This window comes from Streptomyces sp. (assembly GCF_035644915.1).
GTDB lineage: Bacteria > Actinomycetota > Actinomycetes > Streptomycetales > Streptomycetaceae > Streptomyces.
Map to the genome: position 1 here is coordinate 1 of NZ_DASQNP010000215.1, position 14555 is coordinate 14555.

General features: G+C 70.1%; 14 protein-coding genes and 3 pseudogenes. 8 read left to right on the forward strand and 9 right to left on the reverse strand.

Going from position 1 to position 14555, the window contains the following annotated elements; translation table 11 throughout:
• The 3 genes from VE546_RS23680 to VE546_RS23690 all read right to left on the reverse strand — a co-directional run.
• Positions 1–216: hypothetical protein (locus tag VE546_RS23680; RefSeq protein WP_324925660.1), on the reverse strand; the 216-nt coding region annotated here is incomplete at its 3' end.
• Positions 217–680: 464 nt separating this feature from the next.
• The gene (locus VE546_RS23685; protein WP_324925662.1) at positions 681–1004 is read right to left on the reverse strand and encodes a GNAT family N-acetyltransferase; all 324 of its coding nucleotides are present in this window, start codon (positions 1002–1004) and stop codon (positions 681–683) included.
• Between the two features lie 200 nt (positions 1005–1204).
• On the reverse strand, positions 1205–1345 hold the full coding sequence (locus VE546_RS23690) for a hypothetical protein (protein WP_324925664.1): 141 nt from the start codon (positions 1343–1345) through the stop codon (positions 1205–1207).
• 285 nt (positions 1346–1630) lie between these two features.
• Here VE546_RS23690 and VE546_RS23695 point away from each other — a divergent pair, with 285 nt between their 5' ends.
• Positions 1631–2416, forward strand: coding sequence for a DUF5995 family protein (locus VE546_RS23695; RefSeq protein ID WP_324925666.1), 786 nt, complete (start codon positions 1631–1633; stop codon positions 2414–2416).
• A gap of 243 nt (positions 2417–2659) precedes the next feature.
• Here VE546_RS23695 and VE546_RS23700 read toward each other — a convergent pair whose 3' ends face one another.
• The 5 genes from VE546_RS23700 to VE546_RS23720 form a co-directional block, all read right to left on the reverse strand.
• On the reverse strand, positions 2660–2971 hold the full coding sequence (locus VE546_RS23700) for a hypothetical protein (protein WP_324925668.1): 312 nt from the start codon (positions 2969–2971) through the stop codon (positions 2660–2662).
• Entirely contained in the window at positions 2968–3300 is a 333-nt protein-coding gene (locus VE546_RS23705) for a phosphotransferase (protein ID WP_324925670.1), read from the reverse strand. Before VE546_RS23705 ends, VE546_RS23700 begins: the two co-directional genes overlap by 4 nt.
• Before the next feature lie 1151 nt (positions 3301–4451).
• Positions 4452–4910, reverse strand: coding sequence for a hypothetical protein (locus tag VE546_RS23710; protein WP_324925673.1), 459 nt, complete (start codon positions 4908–4910; stop codon positions 4452–4454).
• A gap of 48 nt (positions 4911–4958) precedes the next feature.
• On the reverse strand, positions 4959–5399 hold the full coding sequence (locus tag VE546_RS23715; RefSeq protein ID WP_324925675.1) for a hypothetical protein: 441 nt from the start codon (positions 5397–5399) through the stop codon (positions 4959–4961).
• Positions 5400–5421: 22 nt separating this feature from the next.
• Positions 5422–6426 (reverse strand): hypothetical protein, encoded by a 1005-nt coding sequence (locus tag VE546_RS23720; RefSeq protein WP_324925676.1) that lies wholly within the window; start codon positions 6424–6426, stop codon positions 5422–5424.
• Between the two features lie 189 nt (positions 6427–6615).
• Here VE546_RS23720 and VE546_RS23725 point away from each other — a divergent pair, with 189 nt between their 5' ends.
• The 4 genes and pseudogenes from VE546_RS23725 to VE546_RS23735 form a co-directional block, all read left to right on the forward strand.
• Positions 6616–7611, forward strand: coding sequence for a helix-turn-helix domain-containing protein (locus VE546_RS23725; RefSeq protein WP_324925678.1), 996 nt, complete (start codon positions 6616–6618; stop codon positions 7609–7611).
• A 27-nt stretch (positions 7612–7638) separates the two neighbouring features.
• A pseudogene (locus VE546_RS23730) lies at positions 7639–8110 on the forward strand (transcriptional regulator); the annotation flags it as partial.
• Positions 8025–8387: pseudogene (locus tag VE546_RS28040) on the forward strand (transposase); the annotation flags it as partial. The pseudogenes VE546_RS23730 and VE546_RS28040, both read left to right, overlap by 86 nt.
• 47 nt (positions 8388–8434) lie before the next feature.
• A pseudogene (locus VE546_RS23735) lies at positions 8435–8795 on the forward strand (hypothetical protein); the annotation flags it as partial.
• Between the two features lie 167 nt (positions 8796–8962).
• Here the strand turns inward: VE546_RS23735 and VE546_RS23740 are convergent.
• The gene (locus tag VE546_RS23740; protein ID WP_324925680.1) at positions 8963–9562 is read right to left on the reverse strand and encodes a TetR family transcriptional regulator; all 600 of its coding nucleotides are present in this window, start codon (positions 9560–9562) and stop codon (positions 8963–8965) included.
• Between the two features lie 100 nt (positions 9563–9662).
• On the opposite strand from VE546_RS23740, the gene VE546_RS23745 reads away from it, so the two are divergent.
• The 3 genes from VE546_RS23745 (at position 9663) to VE546_RS23755 (ending at position 14417) form a co-directional block, all read left to right on the forward strand.
• Positions 9663–10643 carry an SDR family NAD(P)-dependent oxidoreductase gene (locus VE546_RS23745; RefSeq protein ID WP_324925682.1) on the forward strand — a complete coding sequence of 327 codons (981 nt, stop codon included), beginning with the start codon at positions 9663–9665 and terminating at the stop codon, positions 10641–10643.
• Positions 10644–12354: 1711 nt separating this feature from the next.
• Positions 12355–12933 (forward strand): carbonic anhydrase, encoded by a 579-nt coding sequence (locus tag VE546_RS23750; RefSeq protein ID WP_324925684.1) that lies wholly within the window; start codon positions 12355–12357, stop codon positions 12931–12933.
• Positions 12934–12944: 11 nt separating this feature from the next.
• A complete protein-coding gene (locus VE546_RS23755; RefSeq protein WP_324925686.1) occupies positions 12945–14417 on the forward strand; it encodes a SulP family inorganic anion transporter in 1473 nt (490 codons plus the stop codon).
• The last annotated feature ends 138 nt before the right edge of the window (positions 14418–14555 follow it).

Below are 14555 nucleotides of genomic sequence, written 5' to 3' on the forward strand. Positions count from 1 at the left end.
CTGTTCCGGCCCCGGCCCGGCCGGCGGCCGGGAGCGGTCGGCACCCCGCCGACGCTCCTCTACCACGGCCGGATCGACGTCCGCAAAGGCGTGATGGACCTGCTGGAAGCGGTGCGGCTGCTCCTGGCCGACGGCAGGCGGCTGCGGCTGCTGGTATCCGGCACCGGGCCCGACCTGGACCGGCTGACTCGCGATCGGCTTCATCCGCTGCGGCACGGCATCTCCGGGCCGGCCGGTGGACTTCCGCGCCCCGCATCCCGGCAGCGCGGTAACCGCACGGCCACCGGACCGGACGGCCAAGGCCGCACCCCGGAAGCGAGACGGCCGAGAAACGCTTCCGGGCGGCGAAGAACGAGTGCGGCCTGGACGAATAGGAGGTCCGCCGTCGCCCTGGGCCGGCACCGGCACATCACCCCGGCCATGCTCGCGCACGCCTTTCCGGCAGTCGCGGCATGACGCCCGGCGAGGCGGTGGCGCCGCGGCAGGCGGCCTCGTGCCGAAGGTCGCCGGTGAAGCCCGAGCGGACGCCAAGCAGGAGTTCGGGCAGTACCCCGTCCGGACGCCGGACAGCGGAACCACGCAGATGCTCCAGGTGCTCCGACTGCGGCGAGCCGACGGGCGCAAGGGCTCCTGCGGCCCCGCCGATCGTGGTCAGAATTCCGGATCAACGACCTTGCGGGTCAGGAGGCCGTCCCGGGACTCCGGCGGGCGGCGGCGGAGTACGGCGAACATCCCCGGCGCCACATGGGCTGGATCCTCGGGCCGCCCGGCAGCTCGACCGGCACACCGAGCGGGAGGAAGCCGTACCGCTCGTACAGCGCCCGGTTGCGTGGCGAGCTGGCTTCCAAGTAGGCGGCGGCGCCCCGGGCGTCCACGTGCCTGAGCTGGTGCCGCAGCAGTGCTCCTCCCAGACCGCGCCCGCGCAGTTCCGGCACGACCACGGTCTGGGCCAGGTGCCAGTGCGGGATGTCGGACGGACGCCGCTCACCCACCAGCTGGTGCACCAGCGCCAGACGGGCGATGTCGTCGCCGTAGACCCGCCGGAGGATGCCGACCGTACCGTCGTCCTCGGAACTCTGCGTGTCCTCGCCGCCGAAGTACTGCCACAGCGCAGGCCGGCGACCGCCCCTCCGCCGCCGACTAGGTGGACCTCGCCCGTGCGCAGGAAGGTGCCGAGCCAGGCGGCGATGTGTTCACCGGCGGTCTAGGCCCGCCGCCGACGGGCCTCCTGGCCGGGCGTCACCCAGCTGTCCACGGCCTCGTCGACCGATGCACGGGCCAGCGCCACCGCCGCGGCCGCGACGTCCCCGGATCCTGCCCGCCACACCTCGCCGTACTCCCTCACGCGCTCCTCGCCTCCCGTGCCGCTTCCCCGACGCCGGGTCACATACCCGATGTCGCGGCGGCGGCAGCGAGGGTTGAGAGCCGTCCGGTCGTGAAATCCCGCTCCCCGGCCTGCACGAAACGGCCCGGGAAGCGGATGCAGTCCCCGGCCTTGTCGTTCCACCTCCTTGACCCCACACACGGTCCCGTTTTCCGGTGTGCGGTGGTAGGACGGGGCTGTGGCCGGCGCTGCGGGCAGCAAGCCGGAGCGCGGGCCGAACCAGACGCCACGGGAGGAGATCGGGGCATGGCGGCACAGAACATCGACGATGTCGTGGACGGGCTTGCCGAAATCGTGCGGGCGGCCGGCCGCGCCGGTGACCGGGCCGGATACTTCGCGGCGCTGTACCGGCAGGTGACCGTCGAGGTCCGCACGGCCATCCGCGGTGGGTTGTTCGACGACGGCACCCGGATGGACCGCTTCGACACGCTCTTCGGCAACCGCTACTTCGATGCGTACGACGCCTGGCGCCGTGACCGGAGCGGGCCGCGTTGCTGGCGCGAGGCGTTCGGGCTGCTCGACGACGCCGACACCGTCATCGTCCAGCATCTGCTGCTCGGCGTGAACGCGCACATCAACCTCGACTTGGCCATCGCCGCCGCGCGGACCAACCCGGGCGAGGCCATCCACGCCTTACGGCGCGACTTCCTGCTGATCAACGACATCCTCGCGCGGGTGGTGCTGGCGGTGCAGGACTCGATCGGCGTCCTGTCGCCCCTGATGTCGCTGCTGGATCAGGTCGGAGCCCGCACCGACGAGCGGATCCTCGACTTCAGCGTCCGGCAGGCCCGCGAGGAGGCGTGGTACAACGCCGTCCTACTCGCCGGCCAGAACGAAGAGGAGCGCGAGGCCACCCTCGAGCGGCTCGATGTCCGGGCCGCCGTGCTCGCGCGGTTGACGGCGCGACCGAGCGGCCTCGTCCGGCCGGCCCTGCAACTGATCCGGAGCACCGAGAGTGACGATGTGCCGGCCGTCATCACTCATCTGGACAGCGCCATGGAACGGCCCTTACCCCGACAGGAGCCGGGGTAAGGGCCGGCGGAAAGGGGCTTACCCCGCATCTGGAATGCTTCTGCACAAAGGCGAACGGTGAAGGCCGGCTTCCGGAGGCGAAATTCACCGGAACCATCGTCGCCGTCATATCAGATGGCAGGGTCGGCGCACCGGGGCAGGAGATCGTCGTCATCGCCTGGAACAACGGTTCGAAGGACTACCTCACATAAGGGTTTCGTCGTCCTGCCCCGTCGCTGCCCGCCGTGCCCGGTCTGCGAGTGCTCACCGCAGGAGCATGGTCCACCTGTCCAGGGAGCGGACCCCCTGCGGCATGTCCTGTGCCGGTGAGGTCACAATGTGCGGTCCGAAGGCGCGTCGAGCCGGATCGGCTTGGCGGTGGCCCAGCGCCAGCCACAGGCACCAGGCGATGACCGCGAACTGGCTGCGCAGCATGCCCGCGAACGCCGAGGCGTCGGCCGGACCGGCCGGGCCTCCCTGATCGAGATAGGCCGTGATCAGCGGATGAACCACCCGGAGATCGCCGTCGGCCGCGGGCCCGTTGAACGGGGTGGCGAGCCGGAAGGCCACGTTCACGCCTCCCACCACGGCACGTCCGCTCTGGCCCCTTCCCAGTCGATCAGCGCGTATCCGGTCGGGGGGCGCAGGACGTTGGCCTGTGATGTGTCCCCGTGAACCAGGACGGTGCGGGGATGGTTCCGCTGCGCCTCCCAAACCAGCGTGGTCGCCTCCTCGATGACCGGGAGCGGGGAACGGGTCGGCGCGGTGACCGGGTGGTCGGCTGCTTCGGCCTCGGCCACCCATGCGTGCCAGTCGGCCAGGGGTGCAGCACGGGCTCGTCGTCGGGGCCGGTATCGCCTTCCGTCCCGAGCTGGGCGATGCGGGCGAGGACGCTGCCCACCCACTCGGCTGCTTCCGCAAGGGAGACTCGGCGCGCCGCACCGGGCTGCCGCAGGTCGTGCCCGTCGAGCCGCTGGCTCACCCGCACCAGCGTTTCGCCCGCCGGGTTGTGCCAGTAGCCGATGGCCGGGGCGGGAGGCTCAACCGGCCGCGGCATCGGAACGCCCGCCTCTCACGCCGCGCTCTCCCGCCGGTACACCCGGTGCGTATGCCTGTGATGCCAGTCGCTGAGCAGCCGGTCCATCCTCACCACCCACCGTCCCCGCGTGGTGGTCAGCACGCGGCTGTCGGAGGGGTGGTCGCCGCTGGCCAGCGGGCGCCACTGCCCCCGTGGCCGCCCCAGTCCGAAGGCGGCGGCGACCCGAGCGGAGTCGATGTCCGTCCGAGCAGTGTGCCCCCGCGGTGAACACGACGCACGTGGTTTCCGCCCGCCGACCTGTGGCTCGACAGAAACCACACCGGTCACACGGCCCGGTGCCTGCCGCTGGGATTCCCAAGCACTCGGTAACGTCTGCCATCCGTCCGTTCACCTCCTGGTCCGGGCACCGTCTTCCGGGCCGCGGCCGTCCGCGCCGCCGGTGCGCGGCAGGCCCGTGCTCCAGCAGACCCCGGCGCATGCGAGGCAAGGGTGTCGGGGCGCCGGACAGGGCCGTTCCGAGCAGCAGGAACGGCACCGCCTGCACGGTGATGGCGAGGCAGACGGTTCGCCAGGCCTGCACGACCGGTTCGTCCATCCATCCGCCGGCGACGAGGCGTGCCGTACCGAGCAGGGCGTCCGCTCCCCACAACAGGAGCATCCAGAACCGGAACCGGTCGCGTACGGGGGCGTCGTCGGCCGTACCTGCGACCCCGGCACCCGCCAACACGAGTGCCGCGGCCGCTGCCCCTGTCCGGCGCATGATCTTCCCCCTGTGAGTCGGGTGCGCCTACACACAGTGGGGTAAACTCCCGGGCCCCACGGTTGCCCACAAACGGCAACCAATCACCCCGTGAGCCCGCACCGACACGGAAGGAGCGCCGACAGGCTCGCCGCAGTCGCCGCGCGGCGGCCCGGGAGCAGGAGGGTCAGCCGAGGACGCGCCAACCTCCCTCCCCTTTCCCGGAGGCCCAGGTCCGTGCCCAGGGGAAGGGAGGGTGGCGTGCGTCTGTCAGGAAATCAGCAGACGGTCGGCCTGCGGTCCCACTCCTGCTTGCCCGCCAAGGCTCCGCTGCCGGGGCGCATGCTGACCGTGTCGTCGTTCCAGCCGGTGAGCAGCGTGTTCCAGGTGGCGGCCATCAGATGGCCCGTGTCGCAGAAGTAGTACCAGTGCTGTCCTACGTCGTTGATGTCGCACGGGGAGGTGTAGGCGAGCGCTTCCAGTCCCTTTCCTGCGTCGAGGCATTCGCCCGAGGCGACGTTCTGCAGCAGAAAGACGAGGCCTCCCCCGCTGTAGGTGATCTTCCGCCAGTTTCCGCGCTGGTTGTCGGTGTCGCACCTCTCCAGGACCAGCGGATCGGTGGAGCGTTCGTGCGCGGTGAGGCAGACGCTTCTGGAGTCCCGGAACTTGAAGCGGATGCGGTTGTCGTCGGCCGTCTGCGCCTGCGCGGGAAGCACCGCCACAGCGGTGAGCGCCACGGCTCCGGTCAATGCCGCCGCATGTCGTCTCGTCGTCTTCATGCCGCGTCACCAGTTGCAGTAGGTGTCGCCGTGCAGGGCCAGTCCCACATTGCCGCTTGCGAAGGAGTCGAGACTCTTCCACCCGCAGACCTCGATGGCGAACAGGTCTCCGTACACCCTGATGTAGTGCTTGCCTTGGAGGTCGATTTGCTTGCGGTCGGTGCCGGCGACGACATTGATGTCCAGCCATACCCTGTCGCCCGTGTTGTGGACGGTGCCCAGCCGGAAGGAATCGTGTTTCCCCCTGTTCCCACTGCACGCGGCACGCGCGTTGCCGCTCGTGGTCGTCAGCAGGCAGTAATCGGCGATGTAGTTGGTGGTCGCCGTGTCGATCCTGATGTTGTAGCTGCCCTCGGCGTGCGCCGGGGGCGCGGCCACGGTGACCAGGCCGGCGGTCGCCACGAGCGTCGCGCTCGCCGTCAGTGCCTTCTTGCCGATGTGCGTCATGGTTCCGTCTTCTCTTTCCGTCTCAGATGGAGGTGACCGCGCGGGCGATGCAGATCCGGGCTTCCAGGCGTGGCCCGGCCTCGTAGAACATGTACTCGGCGCCGTTGTCGGTGCCGAACGACGGCGCGGCGACCCGGCCGTTGTCGGATGCGACCGGTGAGTGGAACACCCCGAGGTGGTTCTCGCGGTCGAAGCCGTTGCCGACTTCCGTGACGTACATCCGCCCGTCGTTGCCGTGGTAGACCACGTACGTGGTGCCATTGCGCTTGAGCAGGGTCGGTCCCGAGATGTCGGTGAGGCCGTCGGGCTCGGGGTTGACCAGCGGGGTGGAGCTGAACTGCCAGCCGTCCCAGCCGTTGGGCGACCAGCCGTAGAAGATCCGCCGGCCGTTCCGTACGCCCATGAAGACCATCACGTACTTGTTGCCGCGGCCCGGCAGGGCGTGTTCGAAGACGCGGGCGTAGGAGGTCTCCGAGGTGCCGGACACCAGGCGGGTGCTGAGGATCGGTGTCTCGTCGGTGAAGTGGAGGCCGTCGGTGGAGCGGGCCACCCGGGTGACGGTGTTCTCGCCGTGGAAATAGCAGAAGAACTGCCGCGTGGCCGCGTCCCAGGTCACATGCGGCGACGAGACGTGGGTGACCGTGGTGGTCGGCAGGAACCTGTCGATGAGCGGGTTGCCCGCGTACTCGTGGAACGGGCCGTCCAGGGAGTCGGCGAACGCCACGCAGATGCCGCCCGGATTCTCGTGCGGCGCGTAGTACAGGTAGTACCGAGCCCGTGCACCGCTGATCTTGTCGTACACTCCGCGGATGCAGGGGAAGATGAACTCGCCCGTGGGGTCGTGAGCCGGCGGGGCCGACAGGACGATCGCGTCCCGCAGGTAGCGGTACGCCGGCATCCCGGCCGGTGGCCCCGCAGCCCGCGCCGTCCCCGCGCCGACCGTGACTCCGACCGCTCCGGCCACCGCGCCCCGCAGCACGTTCCGCCGACGCACCGGTAGCTGTCGACTGTGGCGCAAGCTGTCCATTACATCCCTTCTTTGCGCGTAGACCGATGGTTGCGGAACGAAGCTACGGGCCGTTCCTCCTGGCGAGTTGCCTCTCCGTGCCCGGAAACGTGTCGCAGAGTGACTCATCCGCGGACAACCGCTTCGCGCTCGGCCTCGTCAAGAAGGAAGGGACGGCCCACGGAGCAGGAAGAGACGAGGAGAGCCATCATGAGCATCGTCATGTCCACGGCGTCGGTGTCGGCCGCTGAACGCCTGGACTACTGGCACGAGGTGATCAGGCAGACGTACGGCCAGTTGGCGTCCGTGCGGCTGGCCATCTCCACGCCTGCGGACGCGCCCTTCCACGGCACCATCACGACCGACCGGCTCGGCTCCATACAGGTGGCCACGACGGACGCCGACCCCTTACAGGTCCGCCAGAACGCACGGGGGCCCGTCGGGGCGGACACCGGTTACCTCAGCGTGTGCCTCCAGGACCGCGGTGTGCTGGTGGTCGACCGGAACGGCGACCGGACGGTGCTCCGGCCCGGGACCCTCACCTTCTTCGACACGACACGCCCCTACACCGTCACCTATCCGGACCCCTTCCATATGAAGGTCCTCCAGGTGCCGCGGTGGATGCTGGGCGTCGGCGAGGCCGACCTTCAGCACCTCGCCGCCGTGCCCATCCACGCCGACTCCGGCGCCTCGGCCCTGGTCATCGAGTTCCTGTCCCGGCTGGCCACCCGGGCGGGAAGCCATCCACCGCACATCGGCGACCTGCTCGCCCGCAACGCCGCGGACCTGCTGGCCACCCTGATCGCCGAGCGGCTGGGCCGCGACGTCCCCGACACCGGCACCGACGCCGCCACCACCGCCCTGCGCCTGCGCATCAAGGCCTTCATCGACCGCCACCTCACAGACCCCGGCCTCTCCCCGCAGACCATCGCCGCCGCCCACCACATCTCCGTACGCCACCTGCACCGGCTCTTCCGGGCCGAGGACACCACCGTCAGCCGCTGGATCCAGCATCGTCGGCTTGAGGCATGCCGCCGCGAACTCGGCCGCCTGGGCCGGAACGTTCCTGCGGTAACGGCCGTCGCACACCGCTTCGGTTTCACCAGCCCCGCCCACTTCAGCCGCGCCTTCCGCGCCGCCTACGGCATGACCCCCCGGGAATGGCGTACGACCGCCCACCGCGACCAGGCGCAACCCGCGCGCTGAAGCACCGGTCCGTCCATCGTCCACCGGCTGCCCCGGGACCGCGTTCACCACGCTCACCCCTGTATGCGCCTCCGCGCGGGGCCGTCCGGGGTGGCCCGGGCCCTGCGCCTGTCGGACGCCGAGCGCGACCACCTGCACCACCTCGCCGGCGTACCGCCAGGCCCCCCGCCGGGGCCGTCGCGCAAGGTGTGGCAGAGCATCCTGGACCTGCTGCGGCGGCTGCCGCATGGAGGACTTCTCCGCCCTGCCGCGACGCGACCGCAACCTCGTGCGCCGGGTCTTCCTCGGGCCGCACCCGGAAGGCCGCCAGTTGTACGGGGTGTCGGACGCGGACGCGTTCGCCCGCCTCGCGGCCCGGAACCTGCGCGCCGCCACCTGCTACCCCGGCGATCCCGAGGTGACCGGACTGGTGGATGAACTCCTCGCCGGAAGCGAGGAGTTCGCCCGGTTGTGGGCCTCCCACGACGTGTCCGCCGAGCCCACCCTGCGCAAGACTTGGCTTGATTCACTTCGGCGGACATCCAGGATCAGGGGTTGAGTCCCCGGAAGGACGTCCGCCATGGGGAGGGAAGAAGTCGCGTCCTCGCCGCTCGTTCACGTCGGAGTTCACGGCCGGGATCGTCGAGTTGTGCCGGCGTGGGGACCGCTCGGTCGGTCAGGTCGCCAAGGACGTCGGCCTGACCGAGACCGTGGTGCGGGACTGGGCCGAGCAGATCGAGGTCGACTCGGGCGAGCGCGACGGCCCAACCAGCAGCGAACGCGAGGAATTGGCCCGTCTGCGGCGGGGGAACCGCCACCTGCGGGAGGATGTGGAGATCCTCAAGCGGGCCACGGCGTCACCTTCCAGCGCACCAAGACGTGGAAGGAGTCCGCCGAACCGGACCCCGGCGCCCATCTGGACCGGAACGAGTAGCGCTGAACGAGCACCCGGGCCGCACCTTTGCCTTCGACGAATCCGGGCCCCCGGGCATCCGTCCGACCGCCGGCTCCTGCTGGACCAACCCGCTCGAAGCGCACTTCGGTCCGCTACGGCAGTTCACCCTCGCCAACTCGGACCGTCCCAATCACACCATTCAGACAAAGGGATCGCACCGCTACCTTCGCCGGCGCGACCAGAACGCCCGGCTCTCGACGTTCTGGTCGCCCAGCGGCGCGGACGCGCGCACATGCGTAGCGAGAAGGGATCTGTCGGAGACGCCCGAACGCCGGCTCTCGGCATCTGGTCGGGCACTCCGGCGCCGGATCGGTTGCCCCGGACGAGGTGCCGGGCCGCGGAGGTCCCGGCCGAAAGCGAGGAAGGATGCTGCGGCGCGTCCGCCGGATGTGCCACGGACTTGGAGCCCGCGGTTCGTCACGGCGCCGGCCGCACCGGGATCTCGGACCCGGGGGTGAAGGCGCGGCGTACGGTTTCGGCGAGGGCGCGGCGCCGGCTTTCGTGTTCGCTCTCGGGCTCGTCCGGAGTGGCGGTGTGGATCAGGCTGGCCGGTGACCAGGTCAGAGCCATCGCTGTGACGATCGACAGCACGTCGGCCGGGCCGAGTGACGGATCGATGTGTCCTGAGCGCTGCGCCGCGGCGATCGCCTCCAGCTTGCGCGCGGTCTGGTCGTCCATGCCGGTCACCAGAGGGCCTGTGGGGACGCGCTCCAGGCGTGCCCATGCGGCCAGCCGGACCAGCTCGGGGCGGGCCAGGCAGGCGTCATAGAGACGGGTGGCGTAGCCGGGAAGATCTTCGGCCTCCATGGGCACGGCATGGATGATCTGCTCGATGCGATCGGTGAAGACCGCGTCGAAGAGACCGTCTTTGTTGCCGTAGTAGGCATACATCTGCGCCTTGTTCACCCGGGCGTTGGCCGAGATCCGGTCGACGCGGGCGCCGGCGATCCCGTAGGCGGCGAATTCGGCGGCGGCCGCATCGAGCAGGCGGCGTCGCGTGGCCTGTCCATCCCTCATGACCTCATCATAACCAACTAGTTTGTTTGACCAGGGGCCAGGGGTGCCGTACGGTCGAAAGAAAGTAACCAACTAGTTTGTTAAACCTTGGAGGCCGCCCATGTCCGCTCCGTCACCGCTGATCACCACAGCCTTTACCGCGCACAGCACCGCGGACGAGGTGGTAGAGGGAACCGACCTCTCCGGCACCCGCGCCATCGTCACCGGCGCCACCTCGGGCATCGGTGTCGAGACCGCCCGTTCACTGGCCCGCGCCGGGGCCGACGTCACCCTGGCGGTCCGCAACCCGGAGGCCGGCGCACGGGTCGCGCAGGACCTGACCGCGACGACCGGCAACGGTGATATCCATGTCGCACACCTCGATCTGGCCGACCAGAGCACGGTCAACCGTTTCCTCGCCGGCTGGAACGGCCCCCTCCACCTGCTGATCAACAACGCGGGCATCATGGCCACCCCGGAGCTGCGCACCGCGGAGGGCTGGGAACTGCAGTTCGCCACCAACCACCTCGGCCACTTCGCCCTGGCCCTCGGACTGCACCACGCGCTCGCCGCCGGCGCCGCCGAGCGGGGCGGCTCGCGCATCGTGGCACTCAGCTCCGCCGGGCACATGTTCTCGCCGGTGGACTTCGACGACATCCACTTCCACCGGCGGCCCTACGACCCGCTGATCGCCTACGGACAGTCCAAGACGGCCGTCATCCTGTTCGCAGTCGAAGCCACCCGCCGCTGGGCCGGCGACGGAATCACCGCCAACGCCGTCAACCCCGGCGGGATCGCCACCGGGCTCCAGCGGCACTTCCCGCAGGAACTGCACGACCAGTTCGCCCGGCTCGAAGCGACGGGAGCCTTCGCGTACAAGACCGTCCAGCAGGGCGCGGCCACGACCCTGGTCGCCGCGGTGGCACCGGAATTCGCCCACACCGGCGGGCACTACCTCGATGACGCCCGCGAGGCGCACACCGTGCCCGACGACGCCGACCCCACCGAGAACCCCCATGCCGTCAAGCAGTGGGCACTCGACCCCGCAGCGGCCGAGAAACTGTGGGCCGTCTCGGCCGATCTGCTGCGCATCGCTGCTTGATCCCGGAAGACACCCTGGGCCGGCACGGCCCCGTCCGCGTGCCATCCCGCGCTTCACCGGCATCCTGTGCCGCACATCGCGGTGCGGGGGCCGACCCTCACGGACGCGATCCCGGACCTGGGCCGCGGCCGGCTGCCGGGAGTGCTGCCGCCGACCGAGCCCGCCGGACTGGTACGCGTCCAGATCCTGGTGCGGTGCTCTCCGGCCACATCGGACGGAACCACAGGCGGCCGGGCCGCATCGCCGCCGCCCTCCGCAAGGCCGCCCGCGACTACCACTCCCCCTGGCCTCCCTCGGCCTCACCGGATGAACCCGGACATGCAAAGGCCCCTGCCTTCCGGCCGCGGCGCTCCGCATGGTTTTGGTCCGGGCCGCACCCGGTGGGTCGTCGAGCGTGCCCGATGACTGGGCTTCCTCTCGGTCGGTCCAGGGCAGGGTCGTCCGGCTCGGTGCCGACACCGCCCGGCAGCTCCTTCCGGACCCGACCGTCGCGGCGGGTGCCGACCACGTGCCGGTGGGCCCGGCAGATCGTGGAGTCAGCGTTCGCCCGCCAGGCGATCCGGTCCGGCCACGTCCGCCCGGGTCTGCATCGCGGACAGCACGTGGACGCCGACCCCCTGCTGCCGGCAGCAGGGGGGTATGCCTACTCAGGGGATGGCTCGTGACCTTCCGTGAGCGGTTGTGATCGTTTTCGGCCAGTTGCCACTTTCCAGATCTGCCGCTCCGCTCGGCGGCGAAACCTCATGCGTGCGGGTGAAGGTCAGGGTTGGACGCCATGGCACTTTCTGGCAGAAAGCGGCGGCCGACAGCCTTCCCCAAGCCGTCGGCCCCCGGTCACGATCTCGGCCATGGCCACGACTCGCCCGGGAACGGACGGTCGGCGGACAGGTGGGCCCTGTCATGTCAGCCCATCCCGTCGCTTGCCCGCCTGATCGGATGCGGTATGTCCTGGCGAGGCGGATTCCCCCACGGGCAACCCCGGCAGCGGTAACACCAGCCGCACGGGAGACGGTCCTCTCACGTCACGACCTGCCTGCCCGGCGATGCACGTAACTCGATTGATCCTTTTGTCAAGGGTGGGGTTCGCGCCATCAGAGCTCAATTTTCAGGCTCTCTTGAGCCGGAAACGTTGAGTTGCCCCTGCAAGCGACTTTGCAGGGTTAATGTGTTTCTTGACCATCCGTTGACCAACGCTTGGTCCGAACAAGAAGTTCGAATTACCCGGAGGAGGGCATGTCTCGAGGTGCGATGGCCTGGGCCACGATCGCGCTCTTCGCCGCAGCTCTGCCCGCTCTTCAGTCCCCCTCCTCCGCCGTTTCGTTCACATCCGCGCACGCCGTCCGCCACGTCGAGGCCACGGTCCCACAGCCGAGGATCACGGCGGGCGGGGAGGCTCTGCGCGACGAGACCGTGATCCCGCGTTCCTGTGACAGCTCCGGAGCGCCAGTCGGCTCGCCCCACCTCCGCGGCCGGCACCGAATCCCCGTCTCCGTGCCCCAAGCGCCCGAACATCCGCTCCTCACCCAGGACCCGACGGCCGTCCACGAGCCGGCCGCGTCCGGCGCCGCACACTTCCGCCCTTCTATACCACCGGCCGGCCACATACCGGCCGCTCTTCCGGCCTTCCGCTGCTGACCAGAAGGAGCGGATTCCCCCGCCCCCGTCATGCAGCCCGACGCGCCCCCAATGACGCGCCAGGAGGAACCATCACATGCAGCCCTTCATCGACCATGCCCGCACGTTCGGGCAGCCCCCGGAGAAGTTCGCCGCCCACGCCGAGGGCCAGTCCCCGCAGGTGCTGTTCATCACCTGCGCCGACTCCCGGGTCGTACCGGCGCTGATCACAGGCGCCCGCCCCGGCGAGCTCTTCGAGCTGCGCACCGCCGGCAACATCGTGCCGCCCTACACGTTCGAGCACCCCACCAGTGAGGCAGCCACCATCGAATACGCCGTGGAGGTGCTCGGCGTCAAGGACATCGTCGTCTGCGGCCACTCCCACTGCGGCGCAGTGGGAGCCCTGGTCCGCGGCGACGACTTGGACGCCGTACCGGCCGTGCGCGACTGGCTCCACCACGCCACCCCCCGCCCCAAGGGAGCGGCTGAGGACCCGACCGTCGCCGAAGGAGTACAGAACCACGTCCTGACCCAGCTGCTGCGCCTGCGCACCTACCCGTGCGTGGCCGCGAAGCTCGACAGCGGCGAACTGAATCTGCACGCCTGGTACTACGAGGTGCATACCGGCGCGGTCCTGGCGCACCGTCCGCAGACCGACACCTTCGAGGCGCTGTGAAGGCGGACACGTTGGCCAAGACAAACGCCACAGCCGGATTTCCCCATCTGAAGCAGGACGTCGCCGCCTCCCTGGTGGTCTTCCTGGTCGCGCTCCCGCTGTGCGTCGGCGTGGCGGTCGCCTCCGGCGTCCCGGCGGAGCTCGGCCTGGTCACCGGGATCGTCGGCGGCATCATCACCGGCCTCATGCCGGGCAGCAGCCTCCAGGTGTCCGGACCCGCCGCGGGCCTGACCGTGCTGGTCTTCGAGGCCGTCAGCGAGTTCGGACTGCCTGCGCTCGGCGTGATCGTGCTGGCGACCGGGCTGCTCCAGTTCGGTATGGGCGCCCTCAGACTCGGCCGCTGGTTCCGGGCGATCTCCATCTCCGTGGTCGAGGGCATGCTCGCCGGCATCGGTCTCGTCATCATCGCCGGCCAGCTGTACGCGGCGGCGGGCATGAAGGCTCCCGAGACCGGCATCGGCAAGATCGTCGGTATGCCGAAGGCACTCGTCGACGCGGTCGGCAGCACCACGGCGCTCGTCTCGCTCGCGGTCGGCGCGGGCACCGTCGCCGTCGTCGTGCTGTGGAAGCGGATGCCGAAGAAGGCGCAGGCCGTGCCGGGTGCCCTCGCAGCGGTACTGCTGGCCACCTTCGCCTCGGCCGTTTTTTCCCTGCCGGTCGCCACGGTGGAGGTGCAGGGCCTGCTCGGCGTGATCCAGCCGCCCGGGGCGGATGCCTTCGGCGAGCTGGGCAACCCGGCACTCATCGGCACCATCCTCGCCTTCACGCTGATCGCCTCGGCGGAGAGCCTGTTCAGCGCGGCGGCGGTGGACCGGATGCACGACGGCCCGCGCACCCAGTACGACAAGGAACTGATCGCCCAGGGAGCGGGCAACACGGTGTGCGGGGTGCTGGGGGCGCTGCCGATGACCGCGGTGATCGTCCGCAGTTCGGCGAACGTGCGGGCGGGCGCGCGGACCAAGGCCTCGCGGGTGCTGCACGGCGTGTGGCTGCTGGTCTTCGCCGCCGCGCTCCCCTCCGCCCTCGCCCTGATCCCGATCCCCGCCCTCGCGGGCATCCTCGTGTACGCGGGCTGGAAGCTGATCCCGTTCCGCCAGGTCACCGCCCTGTGGCGGGGGAACCGGGGCGAGGCGCTGATCCTCGTGGTCACGGCCGTGTCGATCGTCGCGGTGAACATGTTCGAGGGTGTGCTGATCGGTCTGGCCCTGTCGGTCGTCAAGACGGCGTGGGAGGCCTCGCACGTCAGGCTGGAGATTGTCGACAAGGGCGCCGGCCCCGTCCAGGTGTATCTGTCGGGCAACGCGACCTTCCTCCGGCTGCCGAAGATCCTCGACAGCTTGGAGGCGCTGCCCCAGGACCGGCCGATCGAGCTGAACCTGTCCGGTCTGCACCACGTGGACCACGCGTGCCGTACGGCACTGGAGAACTGGGCCGAACAACACACCACGGCCGGTACCGACCCGGTGCGGGTCCTGGCCACCTGACGGCCAGGGGGTCAGGCACGCATACCACTGGTCCGGGCCCCGGTACCGGGGTCCGGACCAGTGGTACAGGGCACGGCATCCGCCAGCACGCTGATCAGGCTTCCGGGCGAGCAGGGGTGACTGATCGCCCGACAACCC

Excerpts from the sequence above, each read along its gene's own strand:
- VE546_RS23695 (WP_324925666.1), top strand. The coding sequence starts at position 1,631 with ATGGCGGCACAGAACATCGACGATGTCGTGGACGGGCTTGCCGAAATC.
- VE546_RS23745 (WP_324925682.1), top strand. The coding sequence starts at position 9,663 with ATGTCCGCTCCGTCACCGCTGATCACCACAGCCTTTACCGCGCACAGC.
- VE546_RS23725 (WP_324925678.1), top strand. The coding sequence starts at position 6,616 with ATGAGCATCGTCATGTCCACGGCGTCGGTGTCGGCCGCTGAACGCCTG.
- VE546_RS23750 (WP_324925684.1), top strand. The coding sequence starts at position 12,355 with ATGCAGCCCTTCATCGACCATGCCCGCACGTTCGGGCAGCCCCCGGAG.
- VE546_RS23720 (WP_324925676.1), bottom strand. The coding sequence starts at position 6,426 with ATGGACAGCTTGCGCCACAGTCGACAGCTACCGGTGCGTCGGCGGAAC.
- VE546_RS23740 (WP_324925680.1), bottom strand. The coding sequence starts at position 9,562 with ATGAGGGATGGACAGGCCACGCGACGCCGCCTGCTCGATGCGGCCGCC.
- VE546_RS23715 (WP_324925675.1), bottom strand. The coding sequence starts at position 5,399 with ATGACGCACATCGGCAAGAAGGCACTGACGGCGAGCGCGACGCTCGTG.